12 protein-coding genes are annotated in these 17302 nt (G+C 70.2%); 5 read left to right on the top strand and 7 right to left on the bottom strand.

The annotated features are described in order from the left end of the window. Positions 1–40: 40 nt before the first annotated feature. Positions 41–310: a 30S ribosomal protein S15 gene (rpsO, locus tag CTB96_RS07125; protein ID WP_110126205.1), complete on the bottom strand. Its 270-nt coding sequence runs from the start codon at positions 308–310 to the stop codon at positions 41–43. Between the two features lie 282 nt (positions 311–592). On the opposite strand from rpsO, the gene proA reads away from it, so the two are divergent. Further along, the gene (proA, locus tag CTB96_RS07120) at positions 593–5977 is read left to right on the top strand and encodes an anti-phage protein ProA (RefSeq protein ID WP_110126204.1); all 5385 of its coding nucleotides are present in this window, start codon (positions 593–595) and stop codon (positions 5975–5977) included. Positions 5978–6376: 399 nt separating this feature from the next. On the opposite strand, the gene CTB96_RS07115 is transcribed toward proA, so the two are convergent. The 5 genes from CTB96_RS07115 to CTB96_RS07095 all read right to left on the bottom strand — a co-directional run bounded on the left by CTB96_RS07115 (position 6377) and on the right by CTB96_RS07095 (position 10694). Beyond that, positions 6377–7054, bottom strand: a complete 678-nt coding sequence (locus tag CTB96_RS07115) for a maleylpyruvate isomerase N-terminal domain-containing protein (RefSeq protein WP_181397177.1) — start codon at positions 7052–7054, stop codon at positions 6377–6379. A gap of 153 nt (positions 7055–7207) precedes the next feature. Then, entirely contained in the window at positions 7208–8203 is a 996-nt protein-coding gene (gene dhaK, locus CTB96_RS07110; protein ID WP_110126202.1) for a dihydroxyacetone kinase subunit DhaK, read from the bottom strand. Between the two features lie 82 nt (positions 8204–8285). Further along, a complete protein-coding gene (gene dhaL, locus CTB96_RS07105; RefSeq protein ID WP_110126201.1) occupies positions 8286–9005 on the bottom strand; it encodes a dihydroxyacetone kinase subunit DhaL in 720 nt (239 codons plus the stop codon). Then, a complete protein-coding gene (locus tag CTB96_RS07100) occupies positions 9002–9835 on the bottom strand; it encodes an HAD-IA family hydrolase (protein WP_110126200.1) in 834 nt (277 codons plus the stop codon). The genes dhaL and CTB96_RS07100 overlap by 4 nt, the downstream gene beginning before the upstream one ends. Before the next feature lies 1 nt (position 9836). Continuing rightward, positions 9837–10694 (bottom strand): class II fructose-bisphosphate aldolase, encoded by an 858-nt coding sequence (locus tag CTB96_RS07095; protein ID WP_110126199.1) that lies wholly within the window; start codon positions 10692–10694, stop codon positions 9837–9839. A 160-nt stretch (positions 10695–10854) separates the two neighbouring features. Between CTB96_RS07095 and CTB96_RS07090 the strand changes: the two genes are divergently transcribed. Then, positions 10855–12435 carry a cation:proton antiporter gene (locus CTB96_RS07090; RefSeq protein WP_248283259.1) on the top strand — a complete coding sequence of 527 codons (1581 nt, stop codon included), beginning with the start codon at positions 10855–10857 and terminating at the stop codon, positions 12433–12435. 17 nt (positions 12436–12452) lie between these two features. Here the strand turns inward: CTB96_RS07090 and CTB96_RS07085 are convergent, their stop codons facing one another. Continuing rightward, positions 12453–13577 (bottom strand): AI-2E family transporter, encoded by a 1125-nt coding sequence (locus CTB96_RS07085; protein ID WP_110126197.1) that lies wholly within the window; start codon positions 13575–13577, stop codon positions 12453–12455. 266 nt (positions 13578–13843) lie between these two features. On the opposite strand from CTB96_RS07085, the gene fdhA reads away from it, so the two are divergent. From fdhA to CTB96_RS07070, 3 genes are all read left to right on the top strand, one after another. Then, positions 13844–15061, top strand: a complete 1218-nt coding sequence (gene fdhA / locus CTB96_RS07080) for a formaldehyde dehydrogenase, glutathione-independent (RefSeq protein WP_110126196.1) — start codon at positions 13844–13846, stop codon at positions 15059–15061. Positions 15062–15181: 120 nt separating this feature from the next. Continuing rightward, entirely contained in the window at positions 15182–15895 is a 714-nt protein-coding gene (mobA, locus tag CTB96_RS07075) for a molybdenum cofactor guanylyltransferase (protein ID WP_110126195.1), read from the top strand. A gap of 88 nt (positions 15896–15983) precedes the next feature. Continuing rightward, the gene (locus CTB96_RS07070) at positions 15984–17210 is read left to right on the top strand and encodes a molybdopterin molybdotransferase MoeA (protein WP_110126194.1); all 1227 of its coding nucleotides are present in this window, start codon (positions 15984–15986) and stop codon (positions 17208–17210) included. Positions 17211–17302 lie beyond the last annotated feature (92 nt).

The following is a 17302-nucleotide window of genomic DNA, read 5'->3' as shown; positions in this document are numbered from 1 at the left end:
GCTGTGAAGCCGAGAACTGTGAAGCTAGAGGCTGTGAGCCTTAGCGACGCAGGCCGAGACGCTCGATGAGCGTGCGGTAACGGTTGATGTCTACGTCGGACAGGTAGCCGAGCAGACGGCGACGCTGACCAACCAGCAGGAGCAGGCCACGACGCGAGTGGTGGTCGTGCTTGTGCTCCTTGAGGTGCTCCGTGAGGTCGAGAATGCGCTGCGTGAGCATTGCAATCTGGACTTCGGGGGACCCGGTGTCGCCTGGGTGGGTTGCGTACGCTTCGATGATCGCCTTCTTAGCATTAGCTTCGAGTGCCATAGATGGGATCCCCTTTCTCTCACTGCGCGGTGCTCGGGGCCGAATGCCTGAGCTCTCTTTGTCCGCGGCCGTTGAACGGCAACCTCAAGATCCTAGCAGAGTTGAGCCCCACCCGCCCGACCAGGGGTCCTCCCACGGTCTCCGGTGCGACTCCAGAATAGACACACCGGCCTCGCCGCGGCCCGGATGCGCCCGGCTGGCCCACACTCGCCGATGATTGAATAGTCCCCCGCGTGCGGGGGCACGCTGCACCAGCACCGACCGGCAACACAAGGAGCACCGATGGAATCGATCACCCCGGACTCGGCCGCGCCGAACAGTGCCGAGTCGGCTGTCACGCCCGTCGGCCCGCTCACCCTCTCCATCACCGCGACGCCCGTGCTCAGCTATGCGCTGGCGCACAACCGCATCAACGTGGTGGGCCGGGTCGGTGTCGACAACCGCGGGCCGATGCTGCGCGCAGCGGTGCTCCGGCTCGAGGTGCTCAGCGCCGGCGACTCGCTCGGCAGCATCCGCGACCTGGTCGTGGACCTTGCCGCCGACCGCGCCGCCACCTTCACGGATGTCTCGCTCACCGTCGATCCCGCCGCCATGCTCCCGGTCGAGGAACAGCGCCCGGCCACGATCCGCGCCAGCCTGCTCTTGGACGGCCGCACCGTGGCCTCGGCCGACGAACCGATCCAGCTCCTCGCCGCGCACCAGTGGATCGCCCAGCCGGTTGACCTCGCCCTGGAAATGCTCTCGGCGCACGTGCTGCCCAACGACCCCGAGGTGCAGCGGCTGCTCGGCGAGGCGGCAGCGCTGCTCGAGGCCCGCACCGGCTCGGCCGCGATGCCCGGCTATCAGGCCGGCCCGGAGCGGGTCGATCAGGTGGTCGAGGCCGTCTTCGTGGCCATGCGTGCCCGCGGCATCCGCTACGCCACTCCCCCGGCCAGCTGGGCCGACGACGGCCAGAAGGTGCGCACCCCCGGCGAAGTGCTCGGGCGTGCGGAGGCGCCGGGCTCCGCCGTGGGCACCTGCCTGGACACCGTCGTCGTGATGGCCGCGGCGCTGGAACAGGCCGGGCTGCATCCGCTGCTCTGGGTCGTCACCGGGCACGCGTTCCTCGGCTACTGGCGCGAGGAGGAGACCCTCGGCGCGCCCGCGCTCACCGACGTGGCCGAGGTGATCAACCTCATCGACCTCGACCTGATCCGGCTGGTCGAGACCACCCAGGTCACCGACCACCAGGCCGGCACCCCGGTCACCTTCGCGCAGGCGCAGCGCTCGCCCTACCTGGACTGGCTCGGCGACCTCGGCCAGGTGATCGGCGTCGTCGACGTCGTTCAGGCCCGGCGCACGAACATCCTTCCGCTACCCGCCCGCACCGTCTCCGACGACGGCACCGTCGTCGTGACCGAATACCACGCGGCGGGCCCGTCCGTGCCGACGCCGCGGGCCACGGATGCGCCGGCAACCGGCTCTGCGGACGCCGCGGCCGACGAGGCGCGCCCGGCCCGGGTCATCCCGCCGCGGGTGGAGCAGTGGAAGAACGCCCTGCTCGACCTCAGCCTGCGCAACCGGCTGATCAACTTCACCGAGCGCGGCGCCCTCGCCCTCACCGTGCCCGACCAGCAGCTGGGCGCGGTCGAAGACCTGGTGAACGGCGGCGCCGGGCTCACCCTGCTGCCCGCCGACCGCATGTCGAGCACCCAGCATGAGCGCGGCATCCGGTTCGGCCGTGACCTTTCGCCCGAGCAGCTGGCCGCGCTGCTCGCCGACAAGAAGGCGGTCTACGCCGACGTCACGGATGCGGCGTATGCCACCAAGCTGCGCGCGCTGGTCTACAAGGCCCGCACCGTGGTGCAGGAGACCGGGGCCAACAACCTCTACCTGGCGTTCGGGTCGTTAGTCTGGACCGTGAACGACCGGGAGCTGCGCAGCCCGCTGGTGCTCGTGCCCGTGGTGCTCGAACCGGCCGGCCGCGGCGGCGACTACCGGGTGCGATTGGACGAATCCGGCCAGTCCACCCCTAACTACTGCCTGCTGGAGAAGCTGCGCCAACAGCACGGCCTCAGCATCCCCGGGCTCGCGAACCCGGCCGACGACACCGCCGGCATCGACCTGGCCGGGGCGTTCCGCGCCACCCGCGAGGCGCTGCTCGGCGCCGGGCTGCCCTACCGGGTGGAGGAGACCCTCGACCTGTCGATCCTGCAGTTCGCCAAGTTCCGGCTCTGGAAAGACCTCGACGAGAACTGGCAGACCCTGGCCGGCAACTCGCTGGTCGATCACCTCGTGCACACCCCGACGCAGCCGTTCGTCGACCCGGTGGCCCTGCCCGAACCGGCCGACCTCGACGTGCTCGGCGCCGAATGCCCCGTGCCCGGCGACTCCTCCCAACTCGCCGCAGTGGCCGAGGCCCTCGCCGCGCGCACCTTCGTGCTCGAAGGCCCGCCGGGCACCGGCAAGTCGCAGACGATCACGAACCTCCTCACCCGTGCCGTCGCCGAGGGCAAGAAGGTGCTCTTCGTGGCCGAGAAGCGCGCGGCGCTGCAAGTGGTGCAGACCCGCCTGGGCGAGGTGGGCATGGCACCGTTCGCGCTCGACCTGCACGACAAGGCCAGCAAACCGGCCGCCGTGCGCGCCCAGATCCGGCTGGCCCTCGAACACCAGGTGAGCGTAGACGGCCAGGGCCTGAAGAACGACCTCGACGTGCTCGGCACCGCGCGGCGCGGTTTGGCCCGGTACACGGGCCGGTTGCACGAGCAGAACGGTGCCGGCCTGTCGTTCTACTCCGCGCGCACCGCCGAGCTGGCCGCGGATGCCGATGTGCGTGCGCTGCCGCTGTCCGCCGACCTTCCCGCGCGCATCACGGCCGCCGAGCTCGACGAGCTGCGCCAGACGCTGCGGAACCTGCCCGACCTGACCGATCCGGTGCGGCCTCGGCCGCAGCATCCGTGGGCGTTCATCACCGATGCCCCGACCGCCCCGCTCGACCTGGCCACGGTGAGCCGGGCCGCGCTGGAGTTCGACGAGGCGCTGGCGGCGCTCCCGTCGTCCGGCGGCAGCGCCACGGCGCTCGACCCTGCCGCGCTCGTGGTGGCCGCGGCGGCCAGCCCCACCGAGTTCGTCACCCTCAGCGGACTCGCCGGCGCCGACCGGGTGGACCTGGCCACGCTCGACGCCACCCGCGGTGCCACCTGGATCGCGGCCGCCGACGCCGCCGAGCAGGCCACCACGGCCTTCGCCCAGGGCGACCACCCCGCCCTGGCCGTGCTGGAGCCCACGGCACTGCGCTTGGACGCTGCCGCCCTGCACCGCGACGCCCAGGCGGCGGATGCCTCCGGCTTCTTCGGCCGCCGCGGCCGCCGGCAGGCGATCCTCACCCGGCTCGCCGCCGACCTCAAGCCCGGTGCGAAGGTGCCCGTCGCCACGGTGTCCACGCTGACCGGGCAGTTGGCCGACAGCCGCACCCGGCTGGACGCCGTGCGCCTGGCGGTGCGCGCCGTGGCCGGCGTCGACCTCGCCGACGGCTGGAATCCGCTGACGACCGGCGCCGCTCAGAACGGCCAGACCGGCCGCGACGAGCTCGCGGCCCGGCTGGCCTGGCTGCGCTGGGCCGGCGGCGTGGTCGGTTCGGGCCATCGGGAGCTCAGCGACGAATTCGTGGCCACCCTGCGCGGCTACCTGGCCGCCACGACCGAACCGGATGCGGCGCTGGCCACGGCCCTGAACCGCGCGATGCTGGCGCTGCAGGGCGTGATGACGGCCACCGAAACCGGGCCGGCCGCGATCGCCGTGTGGGCGGCCGACGGCGGCTTGCTGGCCGTGTGGACCCGCGGCACCGAGGAACGTGCCGCCCAGGCGCCGGGGATACCCACCCTCACCCGTTGGGTCGCGCTGCTCGGGCACCTGGTGCCGCTCCGCCGGCTCGGACTCGACGCCGCGCACACCGCGGTGTTGCGCGGCGAGGTCGACGCCGACGACGCCGGGCTGGCGTTCGAGAAGGCGTTGGCGGTCGTATCGCTCGCCGAACGAAGCCAGGCCACGGCGCTCGACCAGTTCGACGCGGTGGCCCAGAACCGGTCCGTGACCCGGTTCACCACGTCGTCGGGTGCGGTGCGCCGGCACCTGCCCACCTTCATCCCGTTCACGGTGTTGCAGCGGCGCACCCTCGGCAAGCCGGCGAACGAGACGACCGACCCGGCTGCCGTCGAAACCTCGGCCCGGCTCGGCCTGCTGCGCCGCCAACTCGACCGGCAGCGCGGCGGCATGGGGGTGCGTGAGCTCATGCACGAGTTCGGCGACCTGATCACCGACCTGATGCCCTGCATGCTGATGAGCCCCGAGTCCGTGGCCAGGTTCTTCCCGGCCCAGGCCGGCCTGTTCGACATCGTGGTCTTCGACGAGGCCTCCCAGGTGCGCGTCTCCGACGCCGTCGGAGCGATGGGCCGGGCCCGCTCGGTGGTCGTGGTCGGCGACAGCAAGCAGATGCCGCCCACCTCGTTTGCCGAATCCGCCATCGGCGCCGGCGACGAGGAGAGCGAGACCGTCGAGTTCGTGCGCGACGAAGAGTCGATTCTCTCCGAGTGCGTGCAGGCGCAGGTGCCGAGCAAGTGGCTGTCGTGGCACTACCGCAGCCAGGACGAATCGCTGATCGCATTCAGCAACCGGGCCTACTACCGTGACCGGCTCTCCTCGTTCCCGGCGCCTCAGCGCAGCTCAACCGCGCCGGCGGCAGCGGATGCCGGTGCTGCCGGCTTCGGTGTGAGCCTCCGCAGGGTGAACGGCGAGTTCCTCCGCAGCGGAAAGGGCAAGAGCCTGCGCACCAACCCGGTGGAGGCCGCGGCCATCGTCGCCGAGATCATGGCCCGCTTCAACGCCGAGCCCGAAGGCATCCCGTCGATCGGCGTGATCACGTTCAACGTGCAGCAGCGGGCGCTCATCGAGGGCAGCCTCCGCGACAGCGGCGACGACCGCATCGTGCAGGCCCTGGACAGCGACACCGACGGCCTGTTCGTCAAGAACCTGGAAAACGTGCAGGGTGACGAGCGCGACACCATCCTGTTCTCCACCGCGTTCAGTGCGGATGCGTCCGGCCGGCTGCCGCTGAACTTCGGGCCGCTCAACCTGCCGGGCGGCGAGCGCCGCCTGAACGTGGCCATCACCCGGGCGAGGCGCCAGGTGATCGTGTTCAGCAGCTTCGACCCCCAGGACCTGCGCGCCGAGGAGACCATCTCGGTGGGCGTGAAGGATCTGCGCGCCTACCTCGACCTGGCGGCCGGCGGCTCGGCCGGGCTGGCCAGTCCGCTGCGCCAGTCGGGGGTGATCGACCGGCACCGCGAGCAGATCGCCGACGCCCTGCGGGAACGCGGTTACACCGTGCAGAGCGACGTCGGCCTGTCGGACTTCAGGGTCGACCTCAGCGTGGCCGTGGCCAGGGCGCCGGAGGTGCCGGTGATGGCCGTGCTGCTCGACGGGCCGGACTGGGCCCAGCGCCGCACGGTCTCCGACCGCGACGGCCTGCCCGTTGAGGTGCTGTCCCGGCTGATGGGCTGGCCGGCCGTCGAACGAGTGTGGATGCCGGAGTGGCTGAGCGATCAGGACGCCGTGCTGGACCGCCTGGCCGAACAACTCGACGCCCTCGACGCCGCCCGCCAGGCCCACGAGGCGGCTGCGCTCGCGTAGCCGGGCCGGGCCGGCTCGGGCCGGGCCGGTGCGCGCCGGCCGGTCCGGGCTGCTCGCTGGGCGGAACACGTCTCGAGGCGCGTGAAACTGCTCGCGGCGCAGGAAACTGCGCGCATTAACCTGCGCCACGAGAAATATTCTGCGCCACGAGACGGAATGTGCGTCACGAGGGCCACCTCACCGGCATGCAGTCATGGCCTCCGTGCGTCGATCCGTCTCGCGACCGGCGTCAACTCAGCGGCACTCACACTCTTCCGGCGGCGCGCGATCGTCCCCGCGGCACGTGTTCGTCCCGGCTGCACATGTTGCAACACGGGCCGCCGGACACAACACGGGCCACGACGGCCAACCCGGGCCACGAGGACCGAGCGGGCACCGGCTGCACCACGCTGAACCCGGTCAGATCACGGTGAAGCCGGCGGGCAGCGGCGCGCGGCCGGTGGCGGCTCGCAGCAGCAGGGCGGCAGAGCCCTTTTGCGCGGCCAGGTCGGCCAGCACGTGCAGGGTCGCGGCGGCCGCGGCCTCCGGCAGGGTCTGCTCGGCGGCCGGCACACCCTGGCTCTGCAGCAGGTCGCTGGTGTGCACCGTCAGTTCCACGGTGCGGGACGGCAGGTACTCCGCAATGCGGATGCGGCCGGCCGGGGTTTCGGCCGGCTCCGTACCGTCGAGGGTGGCCACCCGGGCCAACACCCGGGCGGCCAGGGTCGCCACCGCCGCGGCAGGCTGGGCGCCCAGGGTCGCCGCGGTTTCCCGGCCGCGCTGGGCGATGATCTCGGGGGTTCCCGCGGCGAGCGCCCGCTCGTAATACGCCGCGGGCGAGGTCACGTCGATGTCGCCGGCGACTCCGGCGGCGTCTTCCTCGGCGGCGAGGTCGAGGTAGGTCTCGATCGTTGACAGAGCCCGGCTGGTGTGGCCGATCAGGTCTCGCACCGTCCACTCCCCCAGGCCGGGTTGCGCCCAGACCTCCGGGTTGCCCGCGGCACGTTCGGCGATGCCCCGAGTCACCGCGACAAACCAGCGGGTGGCCGCGTCGAAGGCGAAAACCGTGTCTGACCAGTCACTCGGAGTCTCACTCATGCCCACAGAGTAGCGGGAGGCGGCTATCCGGGTACAGGGCATCCGCCGACCCGAGCCGTCGGGACGATGGCCGAGACGGCCCCACCCAGCGGGCCGGACGCGCTCGACCACCGCCCCGCCCGAGCGTCCCGGCCCGGGCGAAACCTGCGGACCTCAGAACACGCGGGCCGCGATCTCGGCCGGAGCCTCGAGCAACGCCTCGATCTCGTCATCGAGCCGCACCAGGGTGAGGGACGCCCCGGCCATGTCGAGCGACGTGCAGTACTCACCCACGTAGCTGCGCCCCACCGTGATGCCCAACTCGGTGAGCCGTTCGTGCGCGTGCCCGAACAGGATGTACAGCTCGCTGATCGGAGTGCCGCCGAGCCCGTTGATCATCAGCGCCACCCGGTCGCCGGCCACATAGGGCAGGTCCTTGACCACGGCATCCAGCAGCTCGTCGGTCATCTCATCGGCGGTGGTGAGCTTGGCGCGGCGCCGACCGGGTTCGCCGTGGATGCCCACTCCCACCTCGATCTCATCCTCACCGAGTTCGAACAGCGGCGAGCCCTTCGCCGGCGGGGTGCAGGAGGTGAGGGCGATTCCCATCGTGCGGGTGACGCTGTCCACCTTCTCTCCGATCCGAATCAGCTCGTCCAGGTCGGCGCCCTGCTCGGCCGCAGCTCCCACCGCCTTCATCACGAAGAAGTTACCGGCCACGCCGCGGCGGCCCACGGTGTAGGTGGAGTCCTGCACGGCGACGTCATCGTCGATGAACAGGGTCTTCACGTTCACACCGTCGGCGGCGCTGAGTTCCTGCGCCATCTCGAACGCCATGCGGTCGCCGGTGTAATTGTTCACCAGCAGCAGCACCCCTTTGGGCGAGGCGAGCAGCTTGGTGGTCTCGTAGACGTAGTCCATCGGCGGCGCCGAGAACACATCGCCGGGACAGGCGGCGTCGAGCATGCCCTTACCCACCGTCATCACGTGCGCCGGTTCGTGGCCGGAGCCGGAGCCCTGGATGATCGACACCCGGTCGGGGCTCGGACTGTCGGAGCGCATGATCAGGTTGTAGGCGGGCACGTAGGTGAGCGTGTCCGGGTTGGCCAGCGCGATGCCCTTGAGCATCTCCGGAACGTACTGCTTCGGATCATTGACGAATTTCTTCATGGCTCCCTCTTCTCGGATGCGGTGCTCAATCGGGTGTGTGCGGTGTAGCTACTTTCAGTCGGTGTGCGGTGTCGTCACCCGGTCACTCCGTGTCCGGCGTGCTCTGAACGCTGCCCTCGCCCAACGAGCCCGACGAGCCCGACGAGCCCGGCGCCGACCCGGCGGTGCCGGCCTGGGCGTCCCACTCCGTGCTGAGCCGCTCCAGGATCACCGCCACCGCCACAGCGCCGGGGTCCGGCGAGCCGATGCTGCGCTCGCCCGTGTAGCTCGCCCGGCCACGACGGGCTTGCATCATCGAGGTCTGGTCTGAGCTGCTGCGGGCGGCGGCGGCCATGCGGTGCAGTGCTGTGGCGGCATCGGACCCGGCCGCGACCTCCGCCTCGAGCGCATCCGTCATCGGCACGAGCGCGTCGAGCAGGGTCTTGTCGCCCACATCGGAGTTGCCGCGGGCCTTGATGCCGTCGATCGCCGCGCGCAGCAGCGCCACGGCGTCGCTGCCGCTTACCTGCTCTTTGCCCTTCAGCGCCATCGACGCCCGGAGGAAGGCGGTGCCCCAGATCGGGCCGGACGTGCCGCCGATCCGGCCGGAGATGACCATGCCCACCTTCTGCAGGAACGCGCTCGGGCTGGACCGGTCGAAGCTGTCCCAGTCCGCCAGCACGATCTCAAAACCGCGGGCGAGCGAGTAACCGAAGTCACCGTCACCGACGACGGCGTCGAGATCACCGAACTCCTTCTCGTTGTCCACGGCGGTCTGTGCGATGCTGTGCACCACGAATTCGGTGTCGGCCAGGCTGGTCATGGGGTCTCGCTTTCTGTCTCGGATGCGGCGGAGGCGGCGCCGGCAGCGGATGCGCCCGGTGCCGTCTGCAGGATCTCGGCCAGGTCGCTGAGCCGCACATAGGGGCTGGGATGGAGGCCGCGTCGGTCGCTGAGCACCTCTGACGCGGGCCCGCCCGGGTCGCCGAGTGAGGACACCACGAGCGCGGCGCCGGTGAAGTCTTCCTGCACCGTGTAGCTGCTCACGGTCACCAGCGTGGCCAGGCCCGCGGCGAGCGCCGCCTGCAACCCGTTCGCGCTGTCCTCGATCACCACGGCGTCGTCGGCCGCAACTCCCAGCTCCCGCAGGGCGTGGAGGTAAATGTCGGGAGCGGGTTTCTTGGCCGGAACGATGTCACCCGCGAACACCTGGAACCGTTCGGCCAGCTCCGGCCCCACGGCATGGCTGAGCACCGCCCGTACCGACGCCTCCGCCGAGGTCGACGCCACCGCCAGCGTCCACCCGGCGGCCACGGCTTCTTCGGTGATGCGGCGGATGCCGGGCCGGCCGGGCATCACCCCGGCGGCCACCCGCTCGGTGTAGATGGCGGTCTTGCGCTTGTGCCACTGCTGCACGGTGTCGCCCCACTCCGGCGGGTCGTCCAGCAGGCCGATCTCGCGGGCGAGCTCGGGCGTGAGGATGCTGGTCATGCGTTCCTTGCCGCCGCCGATCTTCACCTTCTCGGCATAGTCGGCGTCGCTCCAGTGCACCGGCACACCGAACTCCGCAAAGGTCTGGTTGAACGCCGGCAGGTGGCCGTCGCGTTCGGTATCAGCCAGCACCCCGTCACAGTCGAAGATCAACGCCGGCATATCAGGCCTTCCCCGCACTGCCGAACTGCTCCGCCAGGCCCCGGGTGAGGTCGACGATGTCGGCGCGCACCTTCGCAAACAGCGACGGCGGGTCCCATTTGTCGCGCGCCTCGGCATCCGTGAGGAAGGCCAGGTTCGATTTCATGAAGGTGATCTTGAGGGCGGTGGATATGTTGACCTTGGCGCACCCCCGGGCGATGAGGTCGGTGAACTGGGCGTCGGTCATGCCGCTGCCGCCGTGCAGGGCAATCGGTACCGGATGCGCGGCAACGAGATCGCTCACCCGCTGGAAGTCGAGCACGGGCTCACGCTTGTATACGCCGTGGGCGTTGCCGATCGCCGGCGCGAACACGTCGACCCCGGTCTCCTCGAGAAACCTGAGCGACACGGCGAGGCTCTGCCTCGCGGCCTCGGTGTCGCTGCCCACCCCGTCTTCGACCCCGGTGATCGATTCGATCTCCCCTTCCACATGGGCACCGAAGGTGCGGGCGTGCTTGACCACCTCGATGGTCTGCCGCTGGTTCTCCTCCACCGGCAGGGTGGAGGCGTCGAACAACACCGAGTTCCAGCCGCGTTCCAGGCATTCGGTGATCACGTCCCGGTCCGGGCAGTGGTCCAGGTGCAAAGCCACGGGAACGTCGATGCCGGCGGTCATGGCTGTCCACATCGCGAACAGAACGTCGGACCCGATCGACTTGACGGTCTTCACCGAGGTCTGCACGATCACCGGCGATCGGGCTTCCACCGCGCCGGCCAGAACGGCCTCCATGGTCAGGTCGTTCACGATGTTGATCGCAGGGACACCGTACTTCTCGGCGAACGCTCGATCGACGATCTCCTTGAGAGTGCTCACGGCCATGTGCGCCTCGCCTCCTTGCGGGTAGCCAAATCTGCCGGCCGGGAGCGGCAGACCTGACGGAAGCGGCCGCACCCCGGCCTGCTGGGGATCGTAGGCGTGAACCCGCAAAGCGGCAATGGCCGCCCGTCGCTGTCGCCGGTCAGCACGCATAATGGTGGCTATGAACCCGGTCAGCACCATCGAGTGGATCGTCGTCTTCGTCGTGGTCACCGTCGCGGTCACGGGCCTGTCCCGCCGGGCGGGCTGGTCGGCGCCGTTCGTGCTCGTCGTCGTGGGGGCGGCCGCCTCGTTCATCCCCTCCGTACCCACCATCGAGGTCGAGCCCGAACTGGTGCTCTACGGACTGTTGCCGCCCTTGCTGTTCGCCGCGGCCATCCGCACCTCGGTCATCGACGTGCGGGCCAGGCGCGACGGCATCCTGCTGCTGTCGGTGGGGCTGGTGGCGTTCACCGTGGTGTTCGTGGGCCTCACCGCCTGGTTGGTGGTGCCGGCGATCTCGCTCGCGGCGGCGTTCGCGTTCGGTGCTGTCGTGGCGCCGACGGATGCGGTGGCCGTCACGGCAATCGCCGGACGCCTGGGCCTGCCTCGCCGGCTGGTGACGGTGCTCGAGGGTGAGAGTCTGCTCAACGACGCGACCGCCCTGGTGGCGTTGAACGCGGCGATCGCCGCCATCCTGAGTACGGTGACGCCGTGGTCGGTGACCACTGATTTTGTGCTCGCCGTTGTGGGCGGCGCCGGTGTCGGCCTCGTGGTGGGCTTCATGCTCGCCGCGATCCGCAAGCAGTTGCGCGCGCCGGTGCTCGACACCAGCCTGTCGCTGATCACGCCGTTCCTGGCGTTCATCCTCGGCGAGCTGGTGCACGGCTCCGGGGTGCTCGCCGTGGTGATCGCCGGGCTGTACCTGGGCTACCGGGCGCCGGTGATCCAGTCCGCCGAGGCGCGCATCGCCGAGTCGATCAACTGGCGAACCATCCAGTTCCTGCTGGAGAACGCGGTGTTCCTGTTCATCGGTCTCAACCTGGAGTCGATCCTGGAGGGCGCGGTCTCCACGGGGCCGGGCCTCTGGCCCACGGTGTGGATCTCGCTCGCCCTCTTCGGAGCACTGCTGGTGTCACGGTTCATCTGGATGGCCGTCACCACGTCGGTCTACCGGTACGGCCCCCGGCGGCTGCGGGAGCGCGGCTGGAGCTGGCGCACCGGCGTGGCGGTGTCGTTCGCCGGCATGCGCGGCGTGGTCACCCTGGCGGCGGTGTTCCTGTTGCCGCCGGAGACCCCCGGCCGGGCGTTCCTGCAGTTCCTTGCGTTTGTCATGGTGGTCGGCACCCTGCTGCAGGGGCTGGCTCTGCCGTGGATCATCCGCCGGTTGCGCCTGCCGCCGCCGGACAAGAACCAGGAGCGGATCGAGGCGCAGATGCTGCTCGCCGAAGCGCAGACCGCCGGCCTGGCCCGCCTGGATGCCGAGGTCACCGATGCCGACGAGGAACGGGTGATCGGGCGGTTACGCATCAATGCCGTGTTCCTGGCCGACGCCATCGACAACCCGGCGCCAGAGGAGGCCGAGCCGCTCCCGGCGGCGTATGCCCGGTTGCGGCGGGCCATGATCGAGGCGGAGCGGGACGCCGTACTGGCCGCCCGGGCGGAGGGCCGGTACCAGGAGCCAGCCATCCGATCTGCCCTCGCCTTCATCGACGTGGAGGAGACCGCGCTCAAGGCCGGCTCGCCCAAGCGTTTGGAGGGCTGAGCGCGCTGGACGGGCAGCTAGGCCAGACGGGCTTGGCCGGCCAACTCCGGTGGCGCGTTCCAGGTCTTGACGATGGCCCAGCCCACGGCGGCGATCGGCACGGCGAGCACCGCGCCGATGATGCCGGCAAGAATGGTGCCGGCGGTGAGGGCGACCAGGATCACGAGCGGGTGCAGCTTGAGCGACTGTGCCATCACCACCGGCTGCAGGAAGTTGCCTTCGAGCTGATTGACCACCACCACAATGCCCACCACGATCAGGGCCACGACCCACCCGTTCGCCACCAACGCCACCAGGGCGGCGAGGATGCCGGCCACGGTTGCGCCGATCAGCGGGATGAACGCCGTGAGGAAGACGATGACCGCCAGAGGCAGCGCCAGCGGCACGCCCAGGATGGCGAGGCCGATCCCGATCGCGGCCCCGTCGACGAAGGCAATGATCGCCGTGCCGCGCACATAGCCGCCGAGCACCCGCACCGAGGTGGTGCCGATACGGCGACCGCGACGCAGACGCTCGCCCTTGAAGGGGCGCAGGAAGAAGTTCCAGATGACGTCGCCGTCCTTGAGGAAGAAGAACAGGATCACGACGACGAGCACCGCGCCGGTGATGATCTCGGTCGCGACAGACACCCCGGCGAGGGCGCCGGAACCGAACTGGCTGCTCGTGAGGAAGTCGATGCCCTGGTTGCGGAAGTCCTCCAACTGAGCGGCATCAATCGCCAACGGACCCTCGGTGAGATAGGTGGACAACTGGTCGATACCGTCGGAGGCGCTCGTGGCGAGTTCACTCCACTGGTTCTCGACGGCGAACACGATCAGGGTCACGATGCCGCCGAACACGACGATGGCCGACAGGAGGGTGACCCAGGTGGCCAAGATGGGCGACAGCCCGCGCCGGCGTAGCCATCCCACCACCGGGCTCAGCGCCGACGCCAGGATAATCGCGATGAGAAGGGGGATCACCACGAGCTTCACCTGCACCAAAACGAAGATCACGACGGCGACCAGTGCGAGCGCCAGAAGCACCTGGGCGCTGCGCAGGCCGAGCCAACCCAGCTTGTCGGTCAGCAGCGTGCGCAGGGTCGTCGGCGGCTGGGTCTGTGCACCGGACACGCGGGCACCGGAGTTGTCTGGGGTTCGCATGTGACCACCCTAGACAACACGACGCGACATAGCTCGAAAACCCGCCGTTCGTCGACCAGATAGCCCCGACGACCGGCCGAGTAGCCGCAGCTACCATACACACCTTTTGGCATCTGCAAACCCTTGAAATTCCCAGTGTCCTGTAGTGCCATGGAGAGTGCTCCAGTGTGAGCGAACCACCGAGAACCATCAGTGATGCTGGCCGCCTACCCGTGCGCAAAACGTGCGGTTGGCCAGCGAAAAAGGTATCAAGGAGGATACACAAAATGGCAGGAAACAGAGCAGTTGCCTATGAAGGGCCGGGCAAGGTCGAGGTCATCGACATCGACTACCCCACCTTCGAGCTGAAGGACGGACCCGGCGTCAACCCGGCGAACGTCGGCCGACAGGTCCAGCACGGCGTCATCCTGAGAACCATCACGACCAACATCTGCGGCTCCGACCAGCACATGGTGCGCGGACGCACCACCGCACCGGAAGGTCTGGTGCTCGGCCACGAAATCACCGGCGAGGTGGTTGAGGTCGGCCGCGACGTCGAATTCATCAAAGTGGGCGACATCGTCTCCGTCCCGTTCAACATCTCCTGCGGTCGCTGTCGCAACTGTAAGGAACGCAAGACCGGCGTCTGCCTGAACGTGAATCCGGACCGTCCGGGCAGCGCATACGGCTACGTCGACATGGGCGGATGGGTCGGCGGCCAGTCACAGTACGTGCTGGTGCCCTACGCCGACTGGAACCTGTTGAAGTTCCCCGACCGCGAGCAGGCCCTGGAGAAGATCCTCGACCTCACCATGCTGTCGGACATCTTCCCGACCGGGTTCCACGGCGCCTTCACCGCTGGTATCGGTGTGGGATCGACGGCCTACATCGCCGGCGCCGGACCGGTGGGCCTCGCGGCCGCCGTCTCCGCGCAGCTCCTCGGAGCGGCCGTCGTGATCGTCGGCGACCTCAACCCGGAGCGGCTGGAACAGGCGCGCAGCTTCGGCTGCGAGACCGTCGACCTCACCAAGGGTGAGCCGCAGGACCAGATCGAGCAGATCCTGGGTGTGCCCGAAGTGGATGCGGCGGTCGACGCCGTTGGATTCGAGGCGCACGGTCACGGCAAGGATGCCGGAACCGAGAAGCCCGCAACGGTGCTCAACTCGCTGATGACGATCACCGCTGCCGGTGGCGCACTCGGTATTCCGGGGCTCTACGTCACGGGTGACCCGGGAGCGGCGACGGACGCCGCCAAGGTAGGTTCGCTGTCGCTCAGCCTCGGTACCGGTTGGGCGAAGTCGCTGTCGTTTACCACCGGTCAGTGCCCGGTGATGAAGTACAACCGTCAGCTGATGATGGCGATCCTGCACGACCGGGTGCAGATCGCCAAGGCGGTGCACGCCCAGCCGATCAGCCTGGAGGACGCCCCGCGCGGGTACGCCGAGTTCGATGCGGGTGCGGCGACGAAGTACGTGCTCAACCCGAACGGCTACATCAAGGACTGACGCACCATCTGAGTCAGTCGACAGCGTGCGGGACCGGGCGGCAGCCCGGTCCCGTTCCGTCTGCCGGGTAGCCTGAACAGCACACCGGTCGCGACAGCGGCCCCGAGCGAAAGACTCCGCATGCCCGCCGCAGCCGCACCGCGCTGGACCGCGATCGTGGTGGCCGGCGGCCGGGCGACCCGGCTCGGCGGCATCGACAAGACCGCCCTCGTCTACCAGGGCCGCAGCCTGCTGGCCGGTGTGCTCGGTGCGGTCACCGGCGCCGAACGCATCTGTGTGGTCGGCTCCGATGCGCCCCTCCCCGCCGGCGTGCTGTCTGCCGTGGAAGAGCCGCGCTGGGGCGGGCCGGCCGCTGCCATCGTGGCCGGGCTGGGTGCCCTGGCTGCCGGCGGTGCTGATACCGGCGGTGCTGCTGAGGGCGGTGCCGAGCGGGGCGACGCGGACTGGGTCGTGGTGTCGGCCGCCGACCTGGTGCGGGCCGACGAGGCCGTCACGGCGTTGTTGACCACGCTCGAACACCTGCCGGGCACGGTCGAACTCGGGGCAGCCCAGAGCCTCACCATCGACGGGGTGATCAGCGTGGATGCGCACGGCCACCGTCAGCCGCTGCTGGCGGTCTACCGGTTGGTGGCCCTCCGGGCGGCTGCGGCGGCCGCCGGTGACGCGGAGAACCTCTCGGTGAAAAGCCTGATCGGGGCGCTGAACCTGGTGGAGGCGACCTTGCCCGACGGGTTGAGCGCCGACGTCGACACCGCTGCCGACGCGGCCCGTCTGGGCATTGTGCTGCCGGGCGCGAGTGCAGCACCGAACCAGTCCGCCGACGCCAACGAGTGACGCCCCCACCGAACCCGACCTGCGATCAGCGAGTGGATAGCCTTGAGGAGGCGAGCGTGTGCCGCCACCCACGTGCAAGGAGTCCGCGATGTCGTTCAGCCACAACCGAGGTGACCTCGTGATGGAGTGGTTGGAGGCCCGGGCCGCGGTGCACACCTTCGGCACGGAACTGCCCCGCCGCACCGAGACCGTGCCGCTGCGGGAGGCGGCCGGGCGCACCCTCGCCGCACCGCTGCACTCGCTCACCGCACTGCCCGCCACGGCGACCTCGGCCATGGACGGATGGGCCGTCAGCGGCGACGCCCCCTGGCTGATCGGCGACCCGATCCTCGCGGGCGACCCGCCGGCGACGACGCCGCTGGCCCCAGGAACAGCCCGGCCGATCGCGACCGGCGGCTGCGTGCCGGCCCGCACCCACGGCATCCTGCGCTCGGAGAACGGCACGGTCGACCACGCTGACGCCGCGCACCCGAGGGGTGTGCTTCACCGGGGCGGGCGAGCGCGGCCGGGTGAGCCCGCTTCGGGTGAGCATGTGCGCGCCCGCGGCGAGGAATGCGGCCTGGACGAACTGATGCTCGAGGCCGGTTGCGTGCTGACCACGCCCCGGCTCGCGCTTGCGGCCGTCACCGGCCACGACACCCTCGGCGTGACCGGCGCCCCCACGGTGGAACTGCTCCTGCTCGGCACCGAGGTGATCGAATCGGGCATCCCGGCCGCCGGCCAGGTGCGGGACGCGTACTCCCCCGAGTTCCCCGCCCTACTCGCCGGTATGGGCACAGAACTCACGGCGCTGAAGCGGTTGCCGGACGATCTGGCCCAGACCGTCGCGGCGATCCGGTCGAGCACGGCGGCACTGGTGATCAGCACCGGCGGCAGCGCGCGCGGCCCCGCCGATCACGTGCGCGCCGCCCTGACCGAACTGGGCGCAACCCTGCTCATCGACGGGGTGCGGATGAGGCCGGGGCACCCGGTCATGCTCGCCCGGCTCGCCGACGGCCGGTTGATGCTCTGCCTGCCGGGCAACCCGCTCGCCGCGATGCTGGTGCTCGCGAGCCTCGGCGTTGCGCTGATCGACGGGATGCTCGGCCGCCCGCTGGCCGCCCTCGGCCGGGTGGTTCTGGCCGCGGACGTGGCGAACCTCAGCGCGTCCACCCGATTGGTGGCGTACCGCCTCACCGCGGGCGGCGCGGTGCCCACCGCCCGGCAGGGTTCCGGCATGCTGCGTGGCCTGGCCGAGGCGGACGGCGTGGCCGTGGTGCCCGCCGGGGGCGCATCCGCGCCGGAGCCGGTGGACACGCTTCTCTTGCCCTGGTAGCGCCCCGCCGCGCCCTTGTGGGGCGCTGCGGCGGTGTGCTAAACCGAAATGGATGCCTGCGGCGGCAACGCCCTGGGTGCCGGCCGAACGGT

It is taken from the genome of Cryobacterium arcticum, assembly GCF_003185895.1.
GTDB lineage: Bacteria > Actinomycetota > Actinomycetes > Actinomycetales > Microbacteriaceae > Cryobacterium > Cryobacterium arcticum.
Note: the sequence above shows the minus strand (reverse complement) of the source record. Positions and strands in the feature narration are given on the sequence as shown.